Source organism: Candidatus Chloroploca sp. Khr17, from assembly GCF_004138165.1.
Lineage (GTDB): Bacteria > Chloroflexota > Chloroflexia > Chloroflexales > Chloroflexaceae > Chloroploca.
The window spans coordinates 143,497-169,185 of the sequence record NZ_RYFF01000007.1 but is presented as its reverse complement, the minus strand read 5'-3'; the positions used below and the strand labels follow the sequence as shown (position 1 = coordinate 169,185).

Below are 25,689 nucleotides of genomic sequence, written 5' to 3'. Positions count from 1 at the left end.
ACCGCCCTCGGGGACGGTGGCCGATAGGTTGCCGGATGAACCGAGAAGCCCAATTCTTTAGAATTGGGAGTTGTCACAATAAGAACAGGTTGAAGGGCGGTAGCCCTATGCTTGCGCCATAAAGGAAAAAACGATATGTCAGATTTCGATGGGTTGCGCCAGAATTTGTCGCGGATGTTTGGGCAGGTTTTGTCGCATGTGCCCGCTCTGGCCCAGACGTGGGGCCGGACGTTTGAGTCGGTGATCAGTGAAGAGGTGCCGTTTGCTCGGTTGCAGAAGCCGTTGCGTGAGGTGCGCCTCGCCCTGGCGACGACGGGCGGGGTTCATCTCTACAACCAGGAACCGTTTAATATGACCGACTCGCGCGGCGATGCGACCTTTCGCCCAATACCAGCCGCGACCCCGCGTGAGGATTTGATGATCACGCATGACTATTACGATCATACCAATGCCATCCGTGATCTCAATATTCTCTTTCCAATGGAACATCTGCGTGATCTGGTTGCTGCCGGCCATATCGGTAGCCTGGGTACATGCTATGGCTTTATGGGCCATATCGAGCCACCCCACCTCGAGTCCTTGATCAATGCGACGGCCCCCGAGGCGGCGCGTTTGATGCGCGAGGAAGGCGTCGATGCGCTGCTGCTTACCCCTGGCTGAGGACTCTGCAATCAGTCCGTGGGACTGATCGCACGCGCCGCTGAGTCCGCTGGTATCGCAACGGTGAGCATTGTTGGGCTGCGTGAAATCGCCGAGCGAGTGCGCCCACCGCGTACGGTGCATCTCAAGTGGCCGTTTGGGCATCCGCTCGGTGAACCAGGCAATGCCGCGCAGCAGTTAAGCGTGATCCACTACGCACTCGAAAAGCTCTATACCGCCGAAGAGCCGGGCCTCATTTTTGAGCCGGACTGGCGCTGGCGACGCGAGCGGTATGCTTTGCCTGAGGGGTGGGATTTTTAAACGCACACCGCGACCGGCCATTGGCCGGTCGCGGTTAAAGGCAGGTCGCGGTGTGCGTTACCTTATGCGTAGCCTGCCCCTGCGGGTTGCGCTTCTTGCTCGTTCGTCACCAGTTCAATCGTCTGCACTCCCCCGTCGCGTAGGTGTACAATGCGGTCGGCGTAGCGCGCTACGCCCATGTCGTGGGTGACCAGCAACAGTGTACGACCTTCGTCGCGGACAAGTTGGCGCAACAGGTGCATAATGTCGGTGCCGGTTTTGCTGTCGAGGTTGCCGGTCGGCTCGTCGGCCAGGATGAGCCGGGGATTATTGGCGAGGGCGCGGGCAATGGCAACCCGCTGTTGCTCGCCACCACTCAATTCAGACGGACGATGGTCGCCACGACGGCCCAACCCGAGTTGTTCAAGTAAGCCGAGGGCACGTGTCTTGCGCTGTGATGTGGGCATGCCCGCGAGCATCAAGGGCACGGCCACGTTTTCCCAGGCAGTCTTGATCGGCAAGAGGTTGAAGCTCTGAAAAATAAACCCGAGCGTGTCGCGCCGGTAGGCCACGAGTTGCTCGTCGCTGCTGCGACCCAGTTCTAGCCCTGCCACCCAGACCTCGCCGCCGGTGGGGCGCACCAAACCACCGATCAGGTGCAGTAGCGTCGATTTGCCACTGCCACTTGGGCCGACAAGCGCGACAAATTCGCCGGGCGCAATCGTTAGGTCAACCCCACGGAGCGCGTCTACCGACGTTTTGCCCATCTGATAACGCCGTGCCAGCGCAATTGTCTTGATCAACGGTTCCTGCATAGTGATCCTCGAAGGTTTTTTGCTGACCCGCGCTGCCAACTTAGTTGGCAGCGCGGGTCAGCAAGACCCTTCTACTCTAGCCCTTCGCCTACCGCGATGGCCTCATCCCCACTCAGTGTCCCGGCAATGACATAACGAATCCCGTCTACCTCCCAGCGCAACAGGCTCCCCTGGCCGTTGTCGCCGCTGATCAACGTAGCTGGCACGCCATCAACGGTGACCTCTTCGACCAGACTGCCCGCAGGTGGCTCGCGGTCGCGCCCGACATCTTCATTGCTCTGCACCACGCTCATGCTGCCGGTATCGCCGCTATAGTTCAGAATGACGGTTGAAGTGCCAACTACGCGTACTTCGATCAGCGTCATCCCGGCGGGAATGTAGGTCGGCTCACGCAGGACAAAACTAACGGATGTACGGGCCTCTTCGATCGTTGCTGCCGTAGGTGCCCGCTCGCTCATCTGCGCAATCAGTTCCTCGGCCTGAATGATCGTCGTGCCAGCGGGTGGGGTAAAGGCAAAGATATCCGCACTCAACCCACTATTGGTCTCGATGCTCTGCACTTCCATCGTTCCCTGACCAAAGTCACGGGCATCCACGGCGAGCTTGAGCGGCAGGGCGAGCTCGGTATCAACCCACATTGTCCCCTCAATGATACCATCAAGTTGCAACTGGGCGGTCGTTTCGCTCTTTGGCGTAACCAGGACCTTCCAGGTCTCGTTGCCAGCAACCTGTTCGGTGCCAAGCACTTCCAGGTTCACGGCATCAAGGCCCTGCGCGATGATGTCAGTCAACATCGTGGCCGCGCCAGCCGGGGTGGCCTGCATGGCATCCTTCATCTGGTCGGCTTCACCCGTAATCGCGGTATTCTCGGCGGGATTGTAGAGCCAGAACGTCGTCCCGTCGCTCACGGCGATGGTGCCAACCATGGCCGCCTCGCTCGCCTCAAGCACCTCGACGCGCATCCGGCCAATTGGCTTGCCGGCGGCATCGGTCTCCCCGGTCTTCTGCATCCAACCTTCCATCACAATCCGACCTGACTGATCGGGCGAGGTAAAATCAATTGCCACGGTCGCGTGGGCATCATTCATCCCCGCACGGGCCGTCTCCATCCGTTCGACAATCTCTTCGGCAGTGGGCAGCGCCTCGGTACAGGCAGCAAGGCTCAGCACACTGATCAACAAGACAAGCAACAAGCTTATGCGTCGCATGGGTATCCTCCAATGATCATATCGTCTCTTTCTGTTGTACCACCAGACGCGATCGCAAGCTAGACACAGCCTGTGATCAAATTGTTACCAAGTATGATCCTTGTTTTCGCCTATTCATCCAAACCCATGCTACAATTGAGCCACCAGAGGGTGAAAGACAAGGATCACAGCGTGGGCAAGCCATTTTTCTCGATCTATCGTCATGGGTTCGCCAGGGTTGCCGTTGGCGTGCCGGCGGTGCGTGTGGCCGATCCGCTCTTCCATGCCCAGCAGACGGTTGCGCTGGCGCAGCGCGCCCACGCGGCCGGGGCCGTGGTGGTCATCTTCCCTGAACTTGGGCTCTCGGCCTATAGCAACGAAGATCTCTTTCATCAGGATGCCCTGCTCGATGCGTCCCGTGAAGCTTTGGCCCAGATCGTCGAGGCGAGTCTGGCGTTGCCGCTTTTGATCATCGTTGGCGTGCCGCTGCGTACTGAAGGACGCCTCTTCAATTGTGCCGTCGCCATTCATACGGGACGCATCCTCGGCGTGACCCCCAAGAGCTTTCTGCCCAATTATCGCGAGTTCTATGAGAAGCGTCAGTTTGCCGCCGCCCGCGATGCCCTTGGCACGACTATCGACATTGGTGGTGTGTCGGTTCCTTTTGGTACCGACCTGATCTATGTCGCGCAGGGTTTGCCGGGCTTGTTGGTGCATACCGAGATCTGTGAGGATGTCTGGACCCCCATTCCACCGAGCACCTATGCTGCGCTGGCGGGGGCGACGGTGCTCTGCAATCTGTCGGCGAGCAATATTACGATTGGCAAAGCCGATTATCGGCGGGCGCTCTGTGCCGGTCAGTCGGGCCGCTGTGTGGCGGCGTACCTTTACTCGGCGGCTGGCCCCGGTGAGAGTACGACCGATCTGGCCTGGGACGGCCACGCGTTGATCTATGAAAATGGCGAATTGCTGGCCGAGTCGGCCCGCTTTGCCGATGATGAGCAACTGATCCTGGCGGATGTTGATCTGGAGCGGCTCGCCCAAGATCGTATGCGCCTCGGTAGTTTTACCGACACGGTTCACGATCACCGTGAACGCTTGCGCCAGTTCCGTCAGATCCCCTTTGATCTTGCTGTGCCCACAGGCGAACTTGCCCTGATCCGCACAGTCGAGCGGTTTCCCTTTGTGCCCAACGATCCGGCGACCCGCGACGCTCGTTGTTACGAAGCGTACAATATTCAGGTTCACGGCCTGATCAAGCGGCTCAAAGCCACCGGTATCAAGCATCTGGTCATCGGCGTCTCGGGCGGGCTCGACAGCACCCAGGCGCTGATTGTGGCGGCACGGACAATGGATCGCCTCGGGTTGCCGCGCAGCAATATCCTCGCCTATACGATGCCGGGCTTTGCGACCTCTGAGCATACCCGCTCCAACGCCCATGCCTTGATGGAGGCGCTTGGCGTAACGGCGAACGAAATTGACATTCGCCCGTCAGCCTTGCAGATGCTCCACGATCTTGGACACCCCTATGCAGCGGGAGAACCGGTCTATGATATTACCTTTGAAAATGTTCAGGCCGGCGAACGCACCTCGCACCTCTTTCGGCTTGCCAACTTTCACAACGGGTTGGTGCTCGGCACGGGCGACCTGAGCGAGCTGGCCCTGGGTTGGGCCACCTATGGGGTTGGCGATCAGATGTCGCACTACAATGTCAACGCCTCGGTGCCCAAAACGCTGATTCAACACTTGATTCGTTGGGTGATCAGGTCAGGCGACTTTGACCCGGCGGCAGGCGTTATCCTGCAATCGATCCTCGATACCGAAATCTCGCCCGAGCTTGTGCCGGCGAGCGATGGCTCGACGAGTGAACCAGCGCAGAGCACCGAGGCGAAGATCGGGCCATACGCGCTACAAGATTTCAACCTCTATTACCTCACGCGCTATGGCTTTCGCCCAAGCAAAGTTGCCTTTCTCTGCTACCACGCCTGGTCAGATGCCAGGCGGGGCGCGTGGCCGGACGGCTTGCCCACTGCCCAGCAGATCGCCTATGATCTGCCAAGCATCAAACAGTGGCTCGGCGTCTTTTTGTACCGTTTTTTCCAGATCAGCCAGTTCAAACGCTCGGCCATGCCGAATGGCCCCAAAGTCGGCTCGGGCGGCTCACTTTCACCGCGTGGCGACTGGCGTGCCCCCAGCGACTCTGAGTCACGGGTCTGGTTAGATGAATTACGTGCCAACGTACCATAAGGAGCGACAATACGCCTATGCGAAGCATACCCATTGTACAGATTGGACTCGGCGGCGTTGGCCGCGAGCTTGTTCGTCAGGTGCTGGCCACCCGTGAGGCGCTGGCCAAGCACTATCGGTTGAGCCTGGTCTACCTTGCCCTGGCTGATAGTGGCGGTGTGCGTGCTACCGGCGCGGCGCTCACCAGGGATGAGATCGAGGCGGCGCTGGCGGCCAAAGCCGAAGGGCGCTCGGTTGCCACGGTCGCAGGCAAAAGCTCAGGGATGCCCTGGTCTTCGTTGGCGCTGCGCGAGGCGGCGATCTTTGTTGATGTCTCGGCGGCCCCTGGTCACGAGATGATGCTGGCTGATCGCGTTGCCGCAGGGAGCCGGGTGGTGCTGGCGAATAAGTTGCCGCTCAGCGCCGGGCTTGCGCAGTTTCAGGCTCTGATGGCTGATGCTGCGACCCGCTATGAGGCCACGGTTGGCGCTGGCTTGCCGATCATTGCGACCCTGCAAGCCCTGCTTGACAGCGGTGATACCGTGACGCGCATCGAGGCCGCGATGAGTGGCACGCTCGGGTATCTGTGCAGCCAACTCGAAGCGGGCGAGGCGCTCTCGACCGCGCTGCGGGCCGCCCATGCTCTTGGCTATACCGAGCCTGATCCCCGCGATGATCTGAGCGGGGCCGACGTTGCCCGCAAAGCGCTTATTCTCGCCCGTACCTGTGGCCTGCCGTGGAGCATCAACGACATCCCCGCCGAGCCGTGGTTCCCCCCGGCGATGGCCGGGCTCAGTCGCGATGAATTCCTCGCACGCGCTGAGGAACTCGATGCACCCTTTGCCGCCCGGGTCGCCGAGGCCCGGTCCGTCGGTGGGGCACTGCGTTATGTGGCGACCGTGACACCCCAGGGGGCAAGTGTTGGCCTGCGTATCGTCCCCGCCGAGCACCCGCTTGCCAGCCTGCGTGGGGCTGATAATCTCTTTAGCTTCATCACGGCCCGCTACGCCGAACGCCCGCTCGTGGTGCGTGGTCCCGGGGCAGGGCAGGCGTTGACCGCTGCCGGCGTCCTGGCGGATATTGTTGCCACCGCCCGGGAAATGTAAGCAGTTTTACGTAGCTTTGCGCCTTTCTAATCATCTGTGTAGGGCGATTGCATCATACGAAACCGGAGACAACACGACGCGCTATGGCATGCCCGCGGCATCCCCATGGCATGCCCGCGCACGCGGGCATCCAGCGGGCCATGGTGGTGAAACCCTTTGACGGGGGCACCCGCAAGGGGGGGGCACCCCGCAAGGGGGGGCACCCGCAAGGGGTGCCCTGGCGGGGTGGATACACGGAAGATGCAATCGCCCTGATTATCTGTCAGGGCTGAGGCAAAGTCAACTCTCCGGGGTCACCGTCGCCGTAAACGGCTCGGCTACGCAGGGCAAAGCCGGCTTGCGCCGGCTGGATGAGGCCACGCAGGTGGCCTTCGCGACCCGTCGCCGAGGGCTTCAGCCCGACGGTGCTCCGGTCAGGTGGACTTTGCAACAGCCCTAGATTATCTGTGCCAGGGCTTGTGATTGATAACGCATTGTGTTATCATGACGCATAGCGGCATACAAGAAAAATCGTAAGGAGTAAAGCAATGACGCTTGAGCCAGCAGAAGGTGATGTGCCCTATCATCAGTTGTATATCAATGGTGAATGGTGTGATGCCCAAGAGGGACGCAGGTTCACGGTGACTGAGCCTGCCACAGGGGATCCGCTGGCTCGTGTTGCGCATGCGAGCCATGCTGATGTTGATCGGGCGGTTGCAGCTGCGCGTCACGCGTTTGATAAAGGACCCTGGCCGCATACCCCCCATTACGAGCGTGCGCATATTATTCATCAGTTGGCTCAGTTAGTTCAAGAGCGTAGCTCAGAACTGGCCGAGTTGGAAACGCGCGACGGTGGCGTGCCCATCCGCAAGACGACCTTCAACGACATCCCGCTTGGCCTTCATATGATTCACGTCTTTGGCGAACTCGCCCGTCGTTCGCCCTACGAGCCCTTGCCGTGGAATGATTTCCCAACCGTCTCATGGAACTTTGTCTGGCGCGATCCGTTCGGGGTGTGCGCCCAGATTATTCCGTGGAACTATGCCTTCTGTATGGCCGTCTGGAAGATCTTCCCGGCCCTGGCAACCGGCAATACGGTGGTTTTCAAACCGTCGTCGCTGGCCCCCCTGACCGCGATCGAACTCGTGCGCGTTATTGATGAGTCGGGCCTCTTGCCACGCGGCACGGTCAACCTGATCACCGGGCCTGGCGGTGACGTTGGTGAATACCTGGTCGGCCACCCCAAGATTGACAAGGTTGCTTTTACCGGCTCGACCGAGGTCGGGCGCAAGATTATGGGCATTGCCGCCCCCCATATCAAGAAGGTGACACTCGAACTTGGGGGCAAGTCACCAAGCATTATTTTGCCTGATGCCGATCTCGAAAAAGCAATCGATGGCGTGCTCTTTGGTATGTTTTATCACGCCGGCCAGCTCTGTGAAGCCGGAACACGCTGCCTTGTGCCGAGCTCAATGTATGACGAGGTTGTCGAGCGCCTCGTGCATCGGACGCGGCAACTGCGCGTTGGTGATCCACTTGATCTTGCGACTGATATTGGCCCTTTGATTAGCTTCAAACAGCGTGATACGGTTGAGCGTTATATTGCGCTTGGTCGTGAAGAGGGCGCAAATGTTGTGATTGGCGGTGGGCGCCCCATCGGTGAAGAGTATGAGCGCGGGCCGTTCATTGAGCCGACGATCTTTGCCAATGTCAAAAACCGTTCACGCCTGGCCCAGGAAGAGATCTTTGGCCCGGTCTTTGCGGTCATTCGCTATGACGAGATCGGTGATGCCATTGAAATGGCAAATGACTCGATCTACGGTCTCGCCGCCTCGGTCTGGTCGGAAGATATTCAACAGGCGATCGAAGTTGCGAAACGCCTGCGCACTGGTACGGTTGGCATCAATGAGCACCACGTGCTTAATCCCTATGCCCCGTTTGGCGGCCATAAAGAGAGTGGCATTGGCCGCGAAATGGGTATCGCTGGTATGCTTGAATATACCGAGCCAAAGCATATCCACGTTGATTTCCAACGGCACCGCTCGGGCAAAATCTGGTGGGATGCGTTGCTTCCACCACTCGATGAAGAAGCGTAACCCTTTTTGGTTGACATAACAAAACGGCCAGCTTTGCTGGCCGTTTTGTTATGCCAGGCGAACCCCTGGCCGAGAAGATGTGACCAGATTCCTACTCACAACGCACCTGCCAACATAGTACAATGAAATGTGAACGAATCTACGTTTTAAGTCTGTGAAGACTTTAATACAAGAAGGCCAGGTCTCACCATGAAACAATGGCGTATTCCTACGGTGATCGGGGCGTTTGTCATCGCAATTCTGGGCTCCGCGCTTGCATTTGTGCTTTGGCAGGTGCCTCAGGGGGTTGCCCAAGAGCAGCAACCGATGTTGATCTATCCTCCCCAGGATCCAACGCCAACCGTTGGACCGAATCCAACCACTGTGCCCGCCTTGGCAAGCGTTACGCTTGCCGAAGCAACGTTTGATACTCCTGAGGCGCTCGATGCCTGGGAGGTTGTTGATCTCGAATTTGTGCTCTCGGATAATCGGGCCAACTGGCAGGTGAGTGATGGCCGCCTGGTGCAGAATCGCGCTGGCCCGGCCTTCAGCCCGTCGATCCACCAGACGGCTGCGTTGATCGGCGATGATGCCTGGCGCGATTATACCGTGCAGGTCAGTTTCTATGACCAACTCAATGGGACGGTTGGCCTGATTGCTCGCTACCAGGGTGAGGATCCACTTACCGCGACCTACTATCGCTATCGCATCATCAAAAATAGTTTCCGCGATACGCCGCGTCAGGTGCTCGAACGGGTCGAACGGGGGGTTGCCGTGCCACTGGCTGAAGTGCAGCAGGTTGGTTTTGAGGAGCGCATGTGGCATGTCTTGAGTATGCAGGTCGAGGGCAATGCCATTGAAGTTCGTATGAATGGCGAGGTGATGCTCCAGGCTGTTGATACCAATCCGTTGCCAGCAGGCAAAGCCGGGATCGCGACCAGGGCGGTCGGGACGATCCTCTTTGATGATGTTGTGGTGGTGACGCCATAGCGTAGGCCTAGTTGCTGCGATAACCACCGTTCTTGCGTAACTTGGCTTACGCGTACCTTGTTGGAGGATACCACCATGCGTCGTTTTTATCTCGCCTTAAGCGGCTTGTTCATGATCAGCTTGCTGGCCGTGAGTGGCCCTGTTTTTGCGCAGAATCCACCCGTGCCAAACGTTGCCTTTCAGTTCGAAATACCCGGTATCTCAGACCCGAAGTTTCCGAGTGTAGCCGGGTTTGACCGCCAGATCCATGTTGTGACGAATTCAAGTCGCCAGCATGCCGTCTATTTGACCAAACAGGATACCGCTCAGGCCTTTTCGCCGATCCAGGTGCTTGGTCGTGCTGAAGGTACTCCTGACTTCTCGCCAGTTGCTACTGCAACAGGCGTGGATGGAACCGTCCACGTTGCGTGGATCAATGGGCCTGAACGGACGGTTTACTATACCCAGAAACCCTTGGGAGGGGTGTTTGGCCCAACTCGGGTTGCCTATGTTTCAAGCATTTTTCCAGCCAATTTGCACATGAATGTCGCTAGTGACGGGGGCATCTTTATTGGCTGGCGTGAAGTTGATGCTCCGATCCATGTTGTCCGCTCAGGGGATAATGGTGTGAACTGGACTTCACCCTATCGCCTTGGTGCTTCTACCGCCCTTGGTGCCCCCACGATCGCGAGGGGTTTGCAGGGCCAGATCGCAGTTGCCTATGCCGCCGGCTTTGCTGATGGTCTGCGCATCTTTGTTGCGTTTTGGAATGGCAATGGCTTCGATGCGCAGCTCGTGAGTCCACTTGATGGCGATTATGCCGATCCCGGGGCAACCTTTGCGCCTGATGGTCAGTTGTATCTGCTCTGGCGGGGCATCGAAAATTCACCAAACTCGGGGATCTGGCTCGGTACGTACCAGGGCGGCACGCAGTGGCAAGTTAATCGCTTGACCGATCGCGTCAATTCGATCAGTGTCTCGAATATTTTTGCTGACGCACGCGGGAATCTGCATGCTGTCTGGATTACCGGACAAGTCTTCTATTCCATTCGCCCTCGCGGCGGTGTCTTTGGCAATCCTCTTCCGGTGCCGCATCCCGGCGGCAGCATCTTTAATGGCCGTATTGCGACGACCCTTGGTGATGGTCAGGCCTTTACCCATACGGTTCACGAGATCTTTGGCGGCAGTAGCCTCACAGCCAATTATGTGCTTGTGTCGGCGAATATCGCCCAGGATGTCAATGCCTCGCCCGTGATTGAGGGTGGTGCTCCTATCGCTCGTTTTGATACGACCTCAAAGCTTGTGCAGGTTCGCTTCGATAATATTCAGGGTACCCCGGTTCAGATGCGCTGGCGCTGGGGTGCGCCACTTGATCCCACCAATGATGACTCGGGTGGTTGGCAATCCTTTGCGAATCCTGCCTCGATCGAGGTGCCTGAGCGCATTATTAGTGCTCTTGCCTGCGCCCCTGTTACCCTCTATACCCAGGTGCGTGGCGACGATGGCTCAGTGAGTCCAGTGCAGAGCGATGAGATTGTCCTTGATGGTGATATTGATGCCAGTGTCTATGTGGGCAATCCCTATGGTAGTAACAAAGCACCGATCTTTACCGCGCTGAGTGACCTTGCGCCCCTGGCTGATGATGGACGAGAAGGTGCCAGCAAGGGTCATCCGGCCTATACCCGTGCGCCGTTGGTTTATCTTGAGTTGCGTAGTCTCAATGATTGCAGTCAGTTGCATTCGGTTGCCCTTGGCCGCGATGCGAATAGCCTTGGTGACCCAACTGAACTGACCAATGAACGCTTTGCCAATGTGGTCGCCTATCCGGGGACGATGTCTCAGGGTGCAAACGCGCTGGTTGTACGTGTCACCGATAAGGTTGGCAATCTCCTCGACTATCCAGCGACGATGATCTATGATACCGTCAAACCAGTGCTGGGTTCGAGTACCGCCGAGTCGCTGACGGCGACCGTCGATCTTTCTGCTACAATTGTGACCCGTCTCACTGTGCGTGATGTCGCGGTGACAGATAATCTCTATCCGGGTCGCGGCTTCTGGGGCGTGTGGGCTGCCAATAGCCGTACGCCTGTTGCCTCACCTGCAACGTCGTCGGCCCTGAACTGGATTCCGGTTGAGGTGCCGGGTGGTGCAAGTAGCTTTGATGTACCAGGGTGGAGCCTTGCCAACGGTCTTGAGGCGAGTGCTGTGTCGCCTGGTGATTACTATATCTATCTGCGATTCCTTGATGGTGCTGGCAATGCGACTGATGGGGTGATCTCCACGATGATCACCGTTGAAACGATTACGCAGCCAAAGGTGCATCTGCCGTTGATCCGTCGTTAAGTAGTGTGTCAATGAAGTTTTCTGGCGTCCTCAGCCGTCCACGAATGGGGGCACGAAGAAACGAATACCGCACCGCAACGCCCATCTTCGTTTCTTCGTGATCAGTATTCGTGGACGGCGGCGCTACCAGAAAACTTTGTTGACAGACTATTAAGTAGTCTGGGAAAGAAGTTTTCCGACATTCCTGGGTACGCGGGCGTCCCGCCCGCATGCGGGCCAGAGGCCCGCGTACCCAGGGTGCAGAAACGCCCGAAAACGTCGTTGACAGACATTTGTTGGGGATAAGATCTGTGTTGCGTCGTGAAGCTTTGCTGGTGCGCCTGAAAGATCGAGCGTATGGCCCCTGGATCATTCTGGCGGTTTGTCTGTTGCTGCTCCCAATCAGTTTGCCCCGCGTCGCGTTGAGTGATGAGGTGCAATATTATGCGTATCTGCGCTCGGTCTATTTTGACCGCGATCTCGATTTTCAGAATGAGTATCGCTATTTTGCCGAGCAGGGGCGGCAGTTTGGTGATGAAGCCGTCGCGAATGCGTTGCTCCGTGAGGATGCCGTCAATCCCAATCCAACCACTGGTCTCCTCCGCAATGTGGCCCCGATTGGGTCGGCCATCATGTGGGCACCGGGCTTTGTGCTCGCTGATCTTGCGGTTGTCCTGGCTAATGCCTTGGGCGCATCTATTCCCCGTGATGGCTTTTCGCGCCCGTATATCGTGGCGGTTTCCCTGATGACCGTCCTCTATACCTGCCTTGGACTGCAACTGACGTATCGGTTGGCGCGACGGTATAGCGATGATCTTGTGGCAACGATCGCGACGCTGACGGTGTTCCTGGCGTCGCCGCTCGTCTTCTATACCTATATTGCGATGGTCTGGTCGCACGGGCCGGGCTTTTTTCTCTGGGCGCTCTTTCTCTATCTCTGGATTGATGATTGGGGCAAGGGCGAGCAGCGCAGCCTGGGGCGCTGGTTGCTCCTTGGGGTGATCGGTGGGTTGATGGTGATCACCCGCGAGCAACTCGGTTTGTTGATGCTTGTCCCTGCCCTTGAAGCCCTCGGACTCTACTGGCGCTTGGTGCGTGAACGTCGTTTCGCCGCTGTGCCAGGGCTCCTGGGCCGTCACATTGCGTTTCTGCTCATGCTGGTACTGACCGTGACGCCACAACTCGTTGCCTATCAGATCCTCAACGGGCACCCTGGCCCGTCGGCAACGGTGGCAGGGAAACTCGACTGGACAAGTCCCAATTTCTTCAATACCCTCTTTGATCCGGGGCGGGGGGCGTTTCTTTGGGCACCTGTGCTCGCCCTTGGTCTGCTGGGGTTGATCTGGTTGGCTCGTCGTGACCGGTGGTTGGCGTTGCTGCTGCTGGCCGGTTTTCTCGCGCAGACCTATATCAACGGGGCGTTTGGGACGACCTGGCATTTGCGGGGGGCGTTTGGCTTTCGCCGACTGATCGAGGCGACGCCCATCTTTGTGATGGGGTTGGCTGCGTTGCTGATGTGGCTTCGCCCACGGATCGGGCTTGGGCCGATCTTGCTTGGTGCGGCGTTGTTGATCTATTGGAATGTCGGCCTGATTGCCCAGTGGACAATTATCCGCCCCGCGCTGCGGCGCGAGTTGATCTGGTCTGAGATGCTCTATTACCAGTTTGTCGAGGTGCCTCGCCAGATCGTTGACCGGCTTGGTGCCTTGCTCTTTGATCGGTGCCGCTTGACCACCAATCAAACCTGTTGAGGGTGAGGCCTTCTGGCGATTGCGCGTAAGCTTAGCGTACGAGGCCAGCGAAGCTGGCCTCGTACGCTAAGCTCACAACGCCTTCTGGCCTTCGCGGGTGCTGGCGAGCGTGCCAAGATGACAGGCTTCGCTGAGGCTGACCAGGTAGGGCAGGTCGCTGCCGTATTCGATCACCGAGATGCTGGCGTTGGTGACCCAGATCCGGTTGATGCGATCCATGTTCATCCCCAACGCATCGGCCACGAGAATTTTGACCACAACATCGTGCGTGCTGATCAAAACCGTCTGATCCATATGACTCGCCGTGATCTGCTCACGGAAATCGAGGGTACGCTTCAGTACATTCGAGAAACTCTCGCCCCCGGGCATCTGCGAGCGGGTGGGATGTTCACGCCATTCACGGAGACCGTCAGCGTATTTGCTGGTGATTTCGTCGGCGTATTTGCCCTCCCATTCTCCATGATTGATCTCAAGCAGGGCTTCAGAATAGGCAAAGGGGGTGTTGGGATGGAAGACGGCAATAGCTTCGGCCGTACGCCCAGCGCGTTGCAGGCGGCTACTGTAGATCTGATCGATCTGCTCAGACTTGAGGCGTTCGGCGAGCGCGGCGGCCTGGCGCATACCCAGTTCTGAGAGGGCTGCATCAAGTTGGCCCTGATACCGATGAATCCGATTCCATTCGCTTTCGCCATGACGAACAATGATGAGACGCATATCAAGCTTACCTTTATGTTACATAGAGATCACCAAACCTCCAGGTGCCCATTATAAAGCAATCGCGCATCTCTGTAGCTACCTGGTGTATAATTTAGCACGTTATGCAAACGCCACGTAATCAGCATGAGCAGTCGATGCCGCCCCGAGGGAATGCCTATCGTCTGAGTAGACTGATAGCGTCGTTCAAGTATGCCTTTCAGGGGCTTGGGTATCTGGTACGCACGCAGCGCAATGCGCAGATCCATTGTTTTGCTGCGCTCGTGGCGACGCTGCTTGGTGCGTTGCTGCGCATCGAGCGCTGGGAATGGCTGATCCTGGTGTTGACGATGACCCTGGTGCTGGCTGCCGAAGGGGTCAATACGGCCGTTGAGGCCACCGTTGATCTCGCCACAACGAGCTATCATCCCCTGGCGAAAATTGCCAAGGATGTCGCGGCAGGAACGGTTTTGCTCTGTGCGGGTGGCAGCATTGTTGTTGGGTGTTTGATCTTTTTGCCCCGGCTGATTGCCTGGTTTTGATAGTAAGTTACGATCATGTGGCCTCTGGTTCGCCAGGCTCGTTATCTTGGGCGCTACCGTGAAATTACCCAGGTCCTTGTTGGGCATGGGTTTGGTGCGCTGGTCGAGCAACTTGGTCTGATCTCGTTGTTGTCGCTGCCCCGCCGTGCGGTGCTGCGCGTGCCGCCGACCCCGCCACTTGGCACGGCTGGCCGCCTGCGTGAGGCGTTGGTGGCGCTGGGGCCAACGTTTGTCAAGTTGGGGCAGGCTTTTAGTACGCGCCCCGATCTCTTGCCCCCCGAGTTTGTCACTGAGCTTGGCAAACTGCAGGATACCGTGCCGTCGTTTCCGGCGGACGTAGCTATTGCGACGATTGAAGAGTGCCTTGGCCGCCCGGTTGATCAGATTTTTGCCAGTTTCGATCCGGTTCCCCTGGCCGCCGCGTCGCTTGGTCAGGTCCATGCCGCGCAGTTGCATAGCGGCGAAAAGGTCGTCGTCAAGGTGCAGCGCCCCGATATTGCCGGGCGCATCAATACCGACCTCGCGATTCTCGCTGATCTTGCGGCCCTCGCGCAGGAACGCTTGCCCCTGGGGCAACAGTATAATTTGATTGAATTGACCTGGGAATTTACCGCGACACTCCGGGCTGAACTTGATTATCGGCGTGAGGGGCGCAATGCCGATCGCTTCCGACGCCTCTTTGCTGAGCATGACTCGATCTATATTCCGCAGATTTATTGGGAGTATAGCGGCAGCAAGGTTCTGACGAGTGAGCGACTCTATGGGGTCAAGGTGACGGATCATGTCGGCCTGGAAGCCGCTGGCATTGATCGGGTCGAGTTGGCGCGCAATTGTCTTGCCTTGATTCTGCGCGAGATCTTTACCTTTGGCTTTTTCCATAGCGATCCGCATCCTGGCAATTTTTTCGCCATGCCCGGTGAAGTACTTGGCGTCGTTGATTATGGGCAAATGGGGAGCCTTGATGCCCACACGACCCACGCGCTCCTTTTGCTCTTGACGTCGATGGTTGACCAGGATACCGACGGTACGATTCGCTCACTCGAGCGCCTGGGCCTGATTACGCGGCGTGATATTACCCCTCAATTGCAGCGTGATCTTGAACGCTTTACCCAGGGTTTTGTTGATCGTCCACTCTGTGAAATTTCTGCTCAAGAGACGATCAATGAATTGCTGAGCCTGCTGCGCCGTCATCACATCCGCCTTCCCGGGCCACTGGCCCTCTTGATGAAGGCGCTGGTGATGATGGAAGGCGTCGGTTTGCAGCTCGATCCGCAACTCGATGTCTTTGGCATTGCGCGACCGTATGTCGAGCAGGCTATTCTGGAAGACCTCGCCCCGGCGAATTTGGGCAATCAAGCGCTGCACGGGGTGCGTGATCTGGGCCAAGTGGCGGTCGAATTGCCCTACCAGGCGAGCGATCTGATGCATCGGTTGAATAGCGGCGAATTGCGCATTCAGACTGAAGAACGCGAATTACGCCGGGTGTCTAGTGCGCTCGTTGGGGCCGCCAATCGGCTGGCGGTGGCGGTGGTGCTGGCGGCCCTGATCCTCGGTATTGGCATGCTTGCGGTCGCCATTGGCATTGGTGGGTGGACGGGGGTGTTGCCCAACCTGTTGCTTGGCTTTAGTGTCGCGGCGTTCCTTTTGACCGGGGTTGCGCTCGTTTTTGCGCTGCTGCGCCGTTGGGAGTGAGATCCATTCGCCTTAACTTTAGGGCTGGCACCCTAAAGTTAAGGCTTGTGCTGGCGAAAATAGCTATTAGACCTGAATCTTTTGCCATGTGCCTGCGTTGAAGCGCCACAGCACCAGGATGGCTTGCAACGTGAAATCACTGCACATCGCGAGCCAGATGCCAGCCAGCCCAAGGTTTAACCCGCCAACCAGCAGGAAGGTCAAGGGCAAGCGGACGAGCCAGGTCGTCACAAGGCGGCTGTAGAGCGGCCAGCGTGTATCGCCGGCTCCTCGCAATGCCCCAAGCAGGATAAAGCTGACGGCCAGCGCCGGCTGCACCAGTCCAGCGGCACGGAGCACAGGAATTGCTGCTTTGATCACATTCGGATCGTTGGTAAAGAAGGCCAGCAGTTGCTGCGGAAAGAGGATCATCAGCCCACCGACGGTACTCATCATCAAGCCACCTTGGAGCAGCGCTTCGTAGGCAAAACGTTGCGCTTGCTGTGGCTGGCGTGCGCCCAGCGCCTGCCCAACGAGGGCACTGGTCGCGGCTGCATAGCCCATGCCGGGGAGAAACGAGAGTGACTCGATCGTGATCGAGATCGTATGCGCAGCATAGGCGGCAGTGCCCAGGCCCGTCACAAAACGAACAAAGATCAACAGGGCGGCTTGAAAGACAAACTGCTCGCCCGCCGTGGGTAGCCCGACGTTGACGAGTCGCCGCATCGTTTCAGGGTCAGGCCGGTGGTCAAAGACAAAGCGCAGACCGGCATGCCCACGGAAGAGCAGGCCCAGCAGCACGAGACCCCCTAGCCCGCGGGCCAGGGCGGTGCCAACGGCGGCCCCATGGACCCCGAGGGCAGGCGCACCGAGTTGTCCATTGACCAGCAACCACGAGACCCCGATGTTCAACGCATTGACGCCGAGCATCACGAGCAACGGCGTGCGTGTATCGCCCGCCCCACGCAAACAGGCCGTGCCAACCAGGAGCAAGGTTGCTGGCAAAAAGGTGGCAGCATTGATATGAATGTAACTCGCGCCGAGACTCTGTACCTCTTCTGGTGCCCCGACCAGCCGCAGGAAAGGCTCGGCAACGAAAAAGCCCAGCAGGGTCGCTGTCAGTCCCACAAGTGAAGCGAGAAAGATCGTCTGGCGGATGATCCGCACCAGACTGGCCTCGTCGTTGGCCCCGATGGCGCGCGAAACCAGCGCTGTTGCCCCGATGCCAACCGCCATAAACAGCACCATCATCAGCCAAGTGAATTGATTGCCGAGCCCGGCTGCCGTCAACGCGGTCGCACTGCCATACCCAAGCTGGGCCGTTGCTTCGGCACTTAGGTTACCGACAAGATAGATATCAACCAGACCGACCAGCGTATTGAGGAGTTGTTCGCCAACGGCTGGTAGGGCCAGGAGCAAGACGCGTTTGCGGATCTTGATGGTAGGAATGCGAACTTCGCTTTGAGCGGTGGTTGTTGCATGCATAAAACGATCTGACCATCTCTTATCTACTCAGGCGATCTTCGCGCCAGCGGAAGACAAACTGCTTTTCACCGGCCCGCTCGCGGCGGAAGCGCCAGAGCCGCGTTGGGCGTCCGCGCCCTTCGCGGGTCAACTGGGTCTCTTCGAGCAGGCCTGACTCTTTGATTTTGCGGTAAAAATTGCCTTTATCAAGCTCTTCCCCGAGAATCTGCTCATAGATATGTTTCAATTCAAGGATGGAAAAGAGCTCGGGCAATAATTGAAACGCGAGCGTTGTATACTCAAGTTTCGAGCGCAGCCGTGAGATGGCATAGGCCAGGATCTGGTCGTGGTCAAACGCAAGCTGTTCGGGTAACGCGCTGACCGGGAACCAGCGCACGTCGGTGCTCTCGTCACTTGCACGGATCTTCTGGGCATCGGCGCTGATCAAGGCAATATAGGCGACACTGATCACCCGCGAACGCGGATCGCGGCCTACTTCGCCAAAAGTGTAGAGTTGCTCGAGGTAAACATCGCGTACCCCGGTCTCTTCGGCTAGCTCGCGGCGCGCTGACTCGACGAGTGACTCGTCCATATTGATAAAGCCACCAGGGATGGCCCAGTAGCCCTCAAAAGGCCAGTGGCGCCGCTGGACAAGCAAAACGTGCAGCTCCTGGTTGATCAGGGTAAAGATTACCACATCAACGGTCACCGAGGGGCGCTGGTAGCGGGTCGGGTCATATGTGGCAGCAGACTCCTCCATAATGTGCTCCTCATGATAGTGTTACTTCTACACTATGATAGGGCACTCTGCGATGAGTGTCAAGCCGGGACAGAGTGCGTGCCGCGTGTTACAATGATGCGCATGTATGCTGTCATTGTTGCCAATGCCCCTGCTTTTACGGTAGAGCCATTTTATGGCCTGTTGAGTCATGCTGATCTTTTGATTGCTGCAGATGGTGGTGGCAATAGCTTGCATCGCGCCGGTTTGACCCCTGATCTGTTGGTGGGCGACCTCGACTCCCTTAAGCCACAGGCGTTACATGCGTTTCGCCAGGCCGGGGTTGTGATCCGTCAATATCCAACTGCCAAAGACGAGACTGATCTGGAACTGGCCTTGCTCCAGGCCGTTGACGCTAATGCAACTCGCATTGATATTCTGGGTGCGCTCGGCGGGCGTTTCGATCAGAGCCTGGCGAATGTCGCGCTGCTCGCCCTGCCCGAGCTCGCCTCGTGTCGGGTGCGTCTGCTTGATGCCGAGCAAGAGGTGTATCTGGCGCATCGGTCGGTGGTGATCAATGGCGCTATCGGCGATGTTGTTTCGCTCTTGCCGCTGGGAGGGCCTGCCCATGGCATTACGACCCGGGGGCTTGAGTATAGCCTGTATGAAGCCGACCTCTACTTCCAACACTCCCGTGGCATCAGCAATACCATCATCACAACGCCTGCGCACGTTAGTGTGCGCGAGGGTTTGTTGGTGGTTGTGCATCGTTTTACCCGTTAGAAACAAAACTCGCCTGAGACCTCATCGGTCTTCACGCTCTGTGTGGTCTGACGATTCTTGGAGCCGCAGGACCCTAGGGCGATTGTATCTACTTGCCGTGGCCGTCAACGGCGCGGCTCCTCGACAGCGAAGGCCACCTGCGTGGCCTCATCCAGCCGACAGGCCGGCTTTGCCCAGCGTAGCTGAGGCGTTGACGCCAACGGTGGGGGCGGATAGAGGCGATCCGCGCGTAGGGCGATACGCACCAACGGAAGATGCCATCGCCCTACGCAAGCCCCGTTGTATGCAATACAAGTCGCCAAAAGCGTTGTATACTTAGGCTGAAGATGTCCAGGTCGTCCTGCTTCCTGTAGGCACAAAGGTCTGGCGTTGATGGGATCTCCCCGGTGCTCCCCTCACCCTCTCCTCAACCGCTCACATGTTACTTGGTCGACCAGAAGACAGCCAGAGTTAGAGATGTTGTAGGCCGCTTTTCATTTCTACAAGGCCCTGATAGGAGGTTGTGATGAAGTCGAACAGATGGTATGTTGGGCGAAAGGCAGGGACATTCGGCTGGCTGATGCTTGTGATCGCAATGGTGGCGCTGAGTGGGTGTGGGGCTGCTATCCCTGGTGCTACCGGGGCAACCGCTGTGCCCACCGAGGCTGCAACAAGCGAACCCCCAACAAGCGAACCCCCAATAGCTGAGCCGACCCCCGAGCCTGCCCGTGGTCTTGGTTCGCTGTCCGATGCACAGCAAGCAGTCATTCAGATTGAAGCCCAGGGAACGTTTGTCTCACCCGATGAAGGGATGCTCTTCAATGTTGCCGGACGCGGTTCGGGCTTCATTATTGATGAGAGTGGCATTGCGGTCACGAATAACCACGTGGTCACGGGTGCGGCGTTGCTCAAGATCTTTGTCAATGGTGAGAGTCGTCCGCGCAATGCCCGTGTCCTTGGCGTTTCGGAATGCTCTGATCTGGCCGTGATCGATATTGAAGGCGATGGATTCGCCTATCTCGATTGGTATGATAACGATTTGCAGGTCGGCCTCGATGTCTTTGCCGCTGGTTATCCGCTCGGCGATCCCGAGTTCACCTTGACCCGTGGCATTATCTCGAAGGCCCGTACCGATGGCGAAACAAGCTGGGCCTCGGTTGATAATGTGCTCGAACACGATGCGACGATCAACCCCGGTAATTCTGGTGGACCCTTGTTGAGCAATGAGGGGGCGGTCGTTGGCGTCAACTATGCCGGTCGCTCGGATACGAACCAGTACTATGCGGTTTCGCGTGATGAGGCGCTGCCGCTGATCGAGAAGCTGCGCGAGGGTGAGGATGTCACCTCGATCGGGATTAACGGTGAAGCCTTTAGCAATGGCGTAGACTCGGGTATCTGGGTCTGGTCGGTCAAGTCGGGTTCACCGGCCGATAATGCCGGGGTCAAACCAGGTGATATCATTACCAAGCTCGAACGTCTCTTGTTGGCGACCGATGGCACGATGACCGACTACTGCGATATTCTGCGCAGCCGTAACCCGAGCGATACCCTGGCGATCGAAATTCTTCGCAGTGATACCCAGCAGGTGCTTGAGGGTCAGATCAATGGGCGCGAACTCGAAGAGACCTTCTCGTTTGCGCGTGATGAGAATATTCCTGATATTCAGGATGGTGGCTCGGCCACTTATGATGGCTACGAGCAGATCACCGATGCCAACGAGCTTTTGATCGTTGAAGTGCCTACCTCGTGGAGCGATGTTTCGTCGGGCACCTGGAACTTTGCTGGCCGTGAATTGGAGCGCAGTGTTGGTATGACGGCTGCTCCTGATATTGATGCCTTCATCAATACCTGGGATAGCCCTGGTGTCTTTATTGGGGCCTCGCAGCAACTCGCGCAAGAGATGAGTGTCACCGATCTGCTTGATCAGAACTCCTTCAGTCAGAGTTGTGCCTATGAAGGGCGTGAAGACTATAGCGATGGCCTCTACACCGGGTTCTTCGATACCTGGACAAACTGTGGTGGCACCGATACCGTCTTGATCGTCGTCGCCTTTGAACCAGAAGATGGCTCGTTCCTCGGTCTGGTGCAGGTACAGGTAGTGACGGAAGCGGATCTTGAGGCACTTGATCGCATTCTTGATACGTTCATCGTGGTTGGTGAACTGTAAATTTTACTGCTTATTTCACAAAAGCGGGAACCAACGGCCAGCATCAGCTGACCGTTGGTTCCCGCTTTTGCATGAGACTTTCAGCGCCTTACCACAGTTGCCTGGACGTGTGCTACAATCTAGCCGTGGCGATGCGCTCTGTGGCGTAATGAAATGGACAAAGGAGCCCGACAGTATGAATGGTTTCCGCATTGAGAAGGATTCGCTCGGTGAGATGCAAGTTCCGGCTGATGCGCTCTATGGGGCGCAGACGCAACGCGCTGTGCTCAATTTTCCGGTAAGTGGGCAGCGCCCCTATCCAGCGTTTGTCTGGTCGCAGGCCATGCTCAAGCGGGCGGCGGCTGAAGTCAACCGTGATCTCGGCTTGCTCGAGCCGGAATTGGCCGAGGCGATTATCCAGGCTGCCGATGAGGTGCTTGCCGGTACATGGCAGAATCAGTTTGTCGTTGATCCTTTCCAGGCTGGGGCCGGTACGTCCCACAATATGAATGTGAACGAGGTGATTGCCAATCGGGCCAATCAGATCCTCGGGTTTGCGCTCGATGACCCCAAGAAGCCGGTCAATCCGAATGACCATGTCAATATGGCGCAGTCAACCAACGATACGATCCCGAGCGCGATCCGCCTCGGATGCCTCTGGCGCTTGCCCGAGTTGCTCGCCGCCATTGATGATCTGGCCGATGCACTCGAAGCCAAGGCCGTCGAGTTTGACGATGTGGTCAAGTCGGGCCGTACCCACCTGCAGGATGCCGTGCCGGTGCGCCTTGGGCAAGAGTTTGGTGCCTATGCACTGGCGGTGCGCAATGATATGGAGCGGATTGTGACTGCGGCTGAGCGGATGCGCCGTCTGGGCATTGGCGGTACCGCAACCGGTACCGGGCTGAATGCCCATGACGAGTACCATCAGCGCATGGTTGACAAGTTGACCGAGCTGACCGGCCATGGCCTGCGTTCTTCGGGCAACCTCTTTGAGTCGATGCAGAGCATGGCTGATCCGGCCGATTTCTCGGCCAGTATGCGTACGCTCTGCGGGACGCTCGTGCGGATCGCCAACGATTTCCGGATGCTTAGCTCGGGTCCGGCGACGGGCTTTGACGAGATCCGCCTGCCTGCGGTGCAGCCTGGCTCAAGCATCATGCCTGGCAAGGTCAATCCTGTGCTGGCCGAGATGCTCAATATGGCCTGTTTCCACGTGCAGGGCTGTGACCTGACGGTCAATCTTGCTGCGCAGGCCGGGCAACTCGAACTCAACGTGATGATGCCGATTATTGCCCACAACCTCTTTGAGATGATGCACGTCTTGATTGGTGCGATCAATGCCTTTACGACCAAGTGCGTGGTCGGCATCACCGCCAACCGCGAAAAGGCCGAAGGTTGGCTGGCCAAGAATGCCATCCTGGTGACGGCGCTGAATCCGGTGATTGGCTACAACAACGGTGCAGCGGTCGCCAAGGAGGCGATGGCCTCGGGCAAGACGATCAAAGAAGTTGTCGTCGAGAAGGGCTTGCTTTCGGGCGAAGAGGTTGACAAGCTGATCGATGCGCGTAAACTGACCGAAGGTGGCATCCAGGGCATTGCTGCCGCTGGGTAACGGCGGGTGCTTCGGCTCTACTAGCGTCGCTTGCTAAACAGATAGACGAAAAACCCCCCGACGACAATGCTCCAGAAGTTGATCAGGCGGTCAAGCAGCGTAATCGCGATCCCCAGGCTCTGTTCAATGCCAAAGAAGAGCAACACGACCGTGATCGCCCCCTCTACAACCCCGAGCCCGGCAGGTGTAATCGGCAGGGCCGTCAGCAGCGATGAAGCGAGCGCCACAAAGATGATCGCCGAGAGCGAGAGCCCCGAGACGGCTGGGCCAAAGGCTTCGATCACAAAAAAGAGCCGAAAACCTTCGAGCATCCAGATCATCCCAGTAAAGAGGATCAGGCGCGGCAGGACGGTTGGCTTGAATGAACTGAGCGCTGCGTGCTCGAAACGGTCATAAAACTGGTGCATGCGCTGCGGGATGATCTTGCGCACCACTGGCCCGAGCCAGCGCATCCCGGCTAGCCCAGCCAGAATTGCGACCACCAGGATCGCCCCGAAGCCAAAGATGAGTTGCGTTCCTTCGGGCATGTGGACGCCAAAGGTAAACCAGGCCGAAATAAGGAGGAGCAAGAACAGGCCCAGCATATCGAGCAACCGCTCGGCAAAGATGGTGCCAAAGGCCGACGAGAACGAGACGCGCCCGTTATGCTTGAGGAGATACCCTCGATACGCATCGCCGAGCTTGGCCGGCACGATGCAGTTGGCAAACCACGAGAGATAGATATATTCCATCAACGCAGGAAGTGAGGCCCAGTCATGCCGTCCTTCGTGGACAGGAACCCCCGCATTGCCCAGCAAGAGTCGCCAGCGCAAGGCACGCATAGGGAAGGTCAGATAGAAGATCAGAAAGCCGAGCACGAGCATCCATGGATTGACTTGCTGGATGTATTGCCAGGTCTGGCGAACATCAATATTGAGCCCCGAAAAGACAAAGACCACGATAGCAATCGCGAGACCAAATGAAATCAGGGTGCGGGGACTGCGCAGCCGATCCCAGAGGACAAAGCCCTTCTGCTCGACTTCTGCTTCGTCGGGCAGCGCATCTGATGTAAAATCAGACTCTTCCTCATTGGTGTTGCTCTTATCAATCATCAACTCAATCTACCCCTTTTGCTGTCGCGCTTCGCTGCCACTTCGCCACCTTCATCTTGCGCATCTCAACGCTCATACAACCAGTTTCCGCCCGCTGGTACGCGATCTGGCGCTGGTTGTGATGTGCCGAGGCCATGCCATTCTACCAGGACAAGCAACGCCCAGATGGTGCCGAGCTGCAGGCCCATATTCAGGACATGCAGATGTTCAAACAGATTATGGGCCGCCACGGCCCCCACGACCCCGACGCTTCCCGCTGCAATCCCCTGCCAAAACCAGCCCTCGGCCGCTTGCACGGCACGCACCGCCTGGACGATGACCGTCCCAATAAGAATCAAGTAGGCTGTCAGACCAATAATACCCGCCTCGGCGGCAATATGTAAATAGTAATTATGGGCATGACCTCGTGACTGATACCAGGGCCGAATACTGATCGGACGTTCCCCCAGACGCGGCGGCTCTTCATAGGCAATGCTATAGTTACCTGGCCCAACCCCGGTCAGTGGGTAGCGTTCGAGCATATGCCATGCTGCTTGAAGATGCGCCATGCGTTCGACCACCGCAAAATTTGCCGGAGTAATGGCCACCCCGCGGGCATCAAAGAGGCGCAGGTTATTGGTCAGACTCGCAATCCGCTGGGTGAAGGTCGCAGGCAGCAAGCCTCCCCCGCCGAGGAGGGCCAACCCGATCAGCCCAGCGGCCGCAACCAGGGCAAGTCGTCGCACCAGGCGCCGGAGTTGGGCAGGCAGCATGATCACGGTCGCAACCCCCAGGGCCAGCGTACCCCCGACGGCCCCGATCCAGCCCCCCCGCGAGAAGCTTGCCACCAATCCAGCTAGCAGCAAACCACCGGCAAGCCCAGATCCTGCCAGGGCCACCACGGCTGGCAGACGCCTTGCCCCACGGATCAACCCGACCATGGCAAAGAGGGCGATGCCTACGGCCAGCGGCCAGGCCTGGTTCAGATAGCCCGCAAATGAATTGGGTTGACCTATCGTACCATACGCACGCACTCTTCCGCCACCAATCGCAAAACTTGGTGGCCCGAGGCCATACCAGTATTGAACGAGGCCCACGAGGGCAGTGACTGCAGGGGCGATCAAGAGGGCGGCCACCAGGCCCCAGATGCGCCAGTTCACGCCGGCCCAGCCCCGGTCTTCGCGCAGCAGCACCGGATCGAGGATTCGCAGGGCAAAAAGATAGATCAAGGGTACCGTGGCCCAGCGCACGACCTCACGCACCGCCTCGCTACGGTTGTAGGGTGTTCCGACCGCCGATAGCGCGAGTGTCCAGACAAAAAGCGCCAGCGGGGGCAAGAGCCGCCCGAAGCGCTGAGGATCATCAGGCCGGATCAGCGTATGTAGGGCAAACGACCCGATCATCAGCACGAGGGCTGTCTGGGTCAACGAAAGCCCGCCTGGCAACACCAGTAATTCTTGCACGGGTACCGAGAGGATCGCCAGGTAGATGATCCAGACCGGATTGACCACCGCCAGGGCGACGGCAACCAGAGCAAAGAGCAACAATGCTGCGGTCGTCAAAGGCAGCAGGGCAAGCGCGAGCGCACTGCTGCCGACCAACAACCAGACTACAACCTTGAACCACGGATGCGTCATACCAT

Annotated in this window: 20 protein-coding genes; 13 read left to right on the top strand and 7 right to left on the bottom strand. The window is 58.0% G+C overall.

The annotated features are described in order from the left end of the window. The first annotated feature begins 135 nt into the window (after nt 1-135). Together EKD05_RS06740 and EKD05_RS06735 are read left to right on the top strand one after the other, a co-directional pair. A complete protein-coding gene (locus EKD05_RS06740; RefSeq protein ID WP_129671673.1) occupies nt 136-660 on the top strand; it encodes a glycine/sarcosine/betaine reductase selenoprotein B family protein in 525 nt (174 codons plus the stop codon). Nucleotides 661-678: 18 nt separating this feature from the next. After that, nucleotides 679-960 carry a hypothetical protein gene (locus tag EKD05_RS06735; protein ID WP_129671672.1) on the top strand — a complete coding sequence of 94 codons (282 nt, stop codon included), beginning with the start codon at nt 679-681 and terminating at the stop codon, nt 958-960. A gap of 62 nt (nt 961-1,022) precedes the next feature. Here the strand turns inward: EKD05_RS06735 and EKD05_RS06730 are convergent, their stop codons facing one another. Further along, the gene (locus EKD05_RS06730) at nt 1,023-1,754 is read right to left on the bottom strand and encodes an ABC transporter ATP-binding protein (RefSeq protein ID WP_129671671.1); all 732 of its coding nucleotides are present in this window, start codon (nt 1,752-1,754) and stop codon (nt 1,023-1,025) included. Between the two features lie 71 nt (nt 1,755-1,825). After that, a complete protein-coding gene (locus EKD05_RS06725; protein WP_129671670.1) occupies nt 1,826-2,962 on the bottom strand; it encodes a DUF4367 domain-containing protein in 1,137 nt (378 codons plus the stop codon). Nucleotides 2,963-3,088: 126 nt separating this feature from the next. Between EKD05_RS06725 and EKD05_RS06720 the strand changes: the two genes are divergently transcribed. The 6 genes from EKD05_RS06720 to EKD05_RS06695 all read left to right on the top strand — a co-directional run bounded on the left by EKD05_RS06720 (nt 3,089) and on the right by EKD05_RS06695 (nt 13,369). Continuing rightward, entirely contained in the window at nt 3,089-5,188 is a 2,100-nt protein-coding gene (locus EKD05_RS06720) for an NAD(+) synthase (protein WP_129671681.1), read from the top strand. 17 nt (nt 5,189-5,205) lie between these two features. Further along, nucleotides 5,206-6,273: a homoserine dehydrogenase gene (locus EKD05_RS06715; protein WP_129671669.1), complete on the top strand. Its 1,068-nt coding sequence runs from the start codon at nt 5,206-5,208 to the stop codon at nt 6,271-6,273. A gap of 527 nt (nt 6,274-6,800) precedes the next feature. After that, nucleotides 6,801-8,348, top strand: coding sequence for an aldehyde dehydrogenase (locus EKD05_RS06710; RefSeq protein ID WP_129671668.1), 1,548 nt, complete (start codon nt 6,801-6,803; stop codon nt 8,346-8,348). A gap of 189 nt (nt 8,349-8,537) precedes the next feature. Next, a complete protein-coding gene (locus tag EKD05_RS06705; RefSeq protein ID WP_129671667.1) occupies nt 8,538-9,317 on the top strand; it encodes a family 16 glycoside hydrolase in 780 nt (259 codons plus the stop codon). Between the two features lie 75 nt (nt 9,318-9,392). After that, the gene (locus EKD05_RS06700) at nt 9,393-11,639 is read left to right on the top strand and encodes a hypothetical protein (protein WP_129671666.1); all 2,247 of its coding nucleotides are present in this window, start codon (nt 9,393-9,395) and stop codon (nt 11,637-11,639) included. Nucleotides 11,640-11,929: 290 nt separating this feature from the next. After that, the gene (locus tag EKD05_RS06695) at nt 11,930-13,369 is read left to right on the top strand and encodes a glycosyltransferase family 39 protein (RefSeq protein WP_240695664.1); all 1,440 of its coding nucleotides are present in this window, start codon (nt 11,930-11,932) and stop codon (nt 13,367-13,369) included. Nucleotides 13,370-13,441: 72 nt separating this feature from the next. Here EKD05_RS06695 and EKD05_RS06690 read toward each other — a convergent pair whose 3' ends face one another. After that, nucleotides 13,442-14,083, bottom strand: coding sequence for a histidine phosphatase family protein (locus tag EKD05_RS06690; RefSeq protein WP_129671664.1), 642 nt, complete (start codon nt 14,081-14,083; stop codon nt 13,442-13,444). A gap of 104 nt (nt 14,084-14,187) precedes the next feature. Between EKD05_RS06690 and EKD05_RS06685 the strand changes: the two genes are divergently transcribed. Together EKD05_RS06685 and EKD05_RS06680 are read left to right on the top strand one after the other, a co-directional pair. Beyond that, nucleotides 14,188-14,604 carry a diacylglycerol kinase family protein gene (locus EKD05_RS06685; RefSeq protein ID WP_240695663.1) on the top strand — a complete coding sequence of 139 codons (417 nt, stop codon included), beginning with the start codon at nt 14,188-14,190 and terminating at the stop codon, nt 14,602-14,604. Between the two features lie 15 nt (nt 14,605-14,619). Next, nucleotides 14,620-16,296: an AarF/ABC1/UbiB kinase family protein gene (locus tag EKD05_RS06680; protein WP_129671663.1), complete on the top strand. Its 1,677-nt coding sequence runs from the start codon at nt 14,620-14,622 to the stop codon at nt 16,294-16,296. A gap of 66 nt (nt 16,297-16,362) precedes the next feature. On the opposite strand, the gene EKD05_RS06675 is transcribed toward EKD05_RS06680, so the two are convergent. After that, nucleotides 16,363-17,760 (bottom strand): MATE family efflux transporter, encoded by a 1,398-nt coding sequence (locus EKD05_RS06675; protein ID WP_129671662.1) that lies wholly within the window; start codon nt 17,758-17,760, stop codon nt 16,363-16,365. Nucleotides 17,761-17,779: 19 nt separating this feature from the next. Then, on the bottom strand, nt 17,780-18,499 hold the full coding sequence (locus EKD05_RS06670; protein ID WP_129671661.1) for an NUDIX domain-containing protein: 720 nt from the start codon (nt 18,497-18,499) through the stop codon (nt 17,780-17,782). 102 nt (nt 18,500-18,601) lie between these two features. Between EKD05_RS06670 and EKD05_RS06665 the strand changes: the two genes are divergently transcribed. From EKD05_RS06665 to EKD05_RS06655, 3 genes are all read left to right on the top strand, one after another. After that, nucleotides 18,602-19,240: a thiamine diphosphokinase gene (locus tag EKD05_RS06665; RefSeq protein WP_129671660.1), complete on the top strand. Its 639-nt coding sequence runs from the start codon at nt 18,602-18,604 to the stop codon at nt 19,238-19,240. A gap of 505 nt (nt 19,241-19,745) precedes the next feature. Continuing rightward, the gene (locus EKD05_RS06660; RefSeq protein WP_129671659.1) at nt 19,746-21,386 is read left to right on the top strand and encodes a S1C family serine protease; all 1,641 of its coding nucleotides are present in this window, start codon (nt 19,746-19,748) and stop codon (nt 21,384-21,386) included. Nucleotides 21,387-21,561: 175 nt separating this feature from the next. Further along, nucleotides 21,562-22,977 carry an aspartate ammonia-lyase gene (locus EKD05_RS06655; protein ID WP_165360620.1) on the top strand — a complete coding sequence of 472 codons (1,416 nt, stop codon included), beginning with the start codon at nt 21,562-21,564 and terminating at the stop codon, nt 22,975-22,977. A 20-nt stretch (nt 22,978-22,997) separates the two neighbouring features. Here the strand turns inward: EKD05_RS06655 and EKD05_RS06650 are convergent, their stop codons facing one another. After that, on the bottom strand, nt 22,998-24,068 hold the full coding sequence (locus EKD05_RS06650) for a lysylphosphatidylglycerol synthase transmembrane domain-containing protein (protein ID WP_129671657.1): 1,071 nt from the start codon (nt 24,066-24,068) through the stop codon (nt 22,998-23,000). 65 nt (nt 24,069-24,133) lie between these two features. After that, on the bottom strand, nt 24,134-25,684 hold the full coding sequence (locus EKD05_RS06645) for an O-antigen ligase (protein ID WP_129671656.1): 1,551 nt from the start codon (nt 25,682-25,684) through the stop codon (nt 24,134-24,136). Nucleotides 25,685-25,689 lie beyond the last annotated feature (5 nt).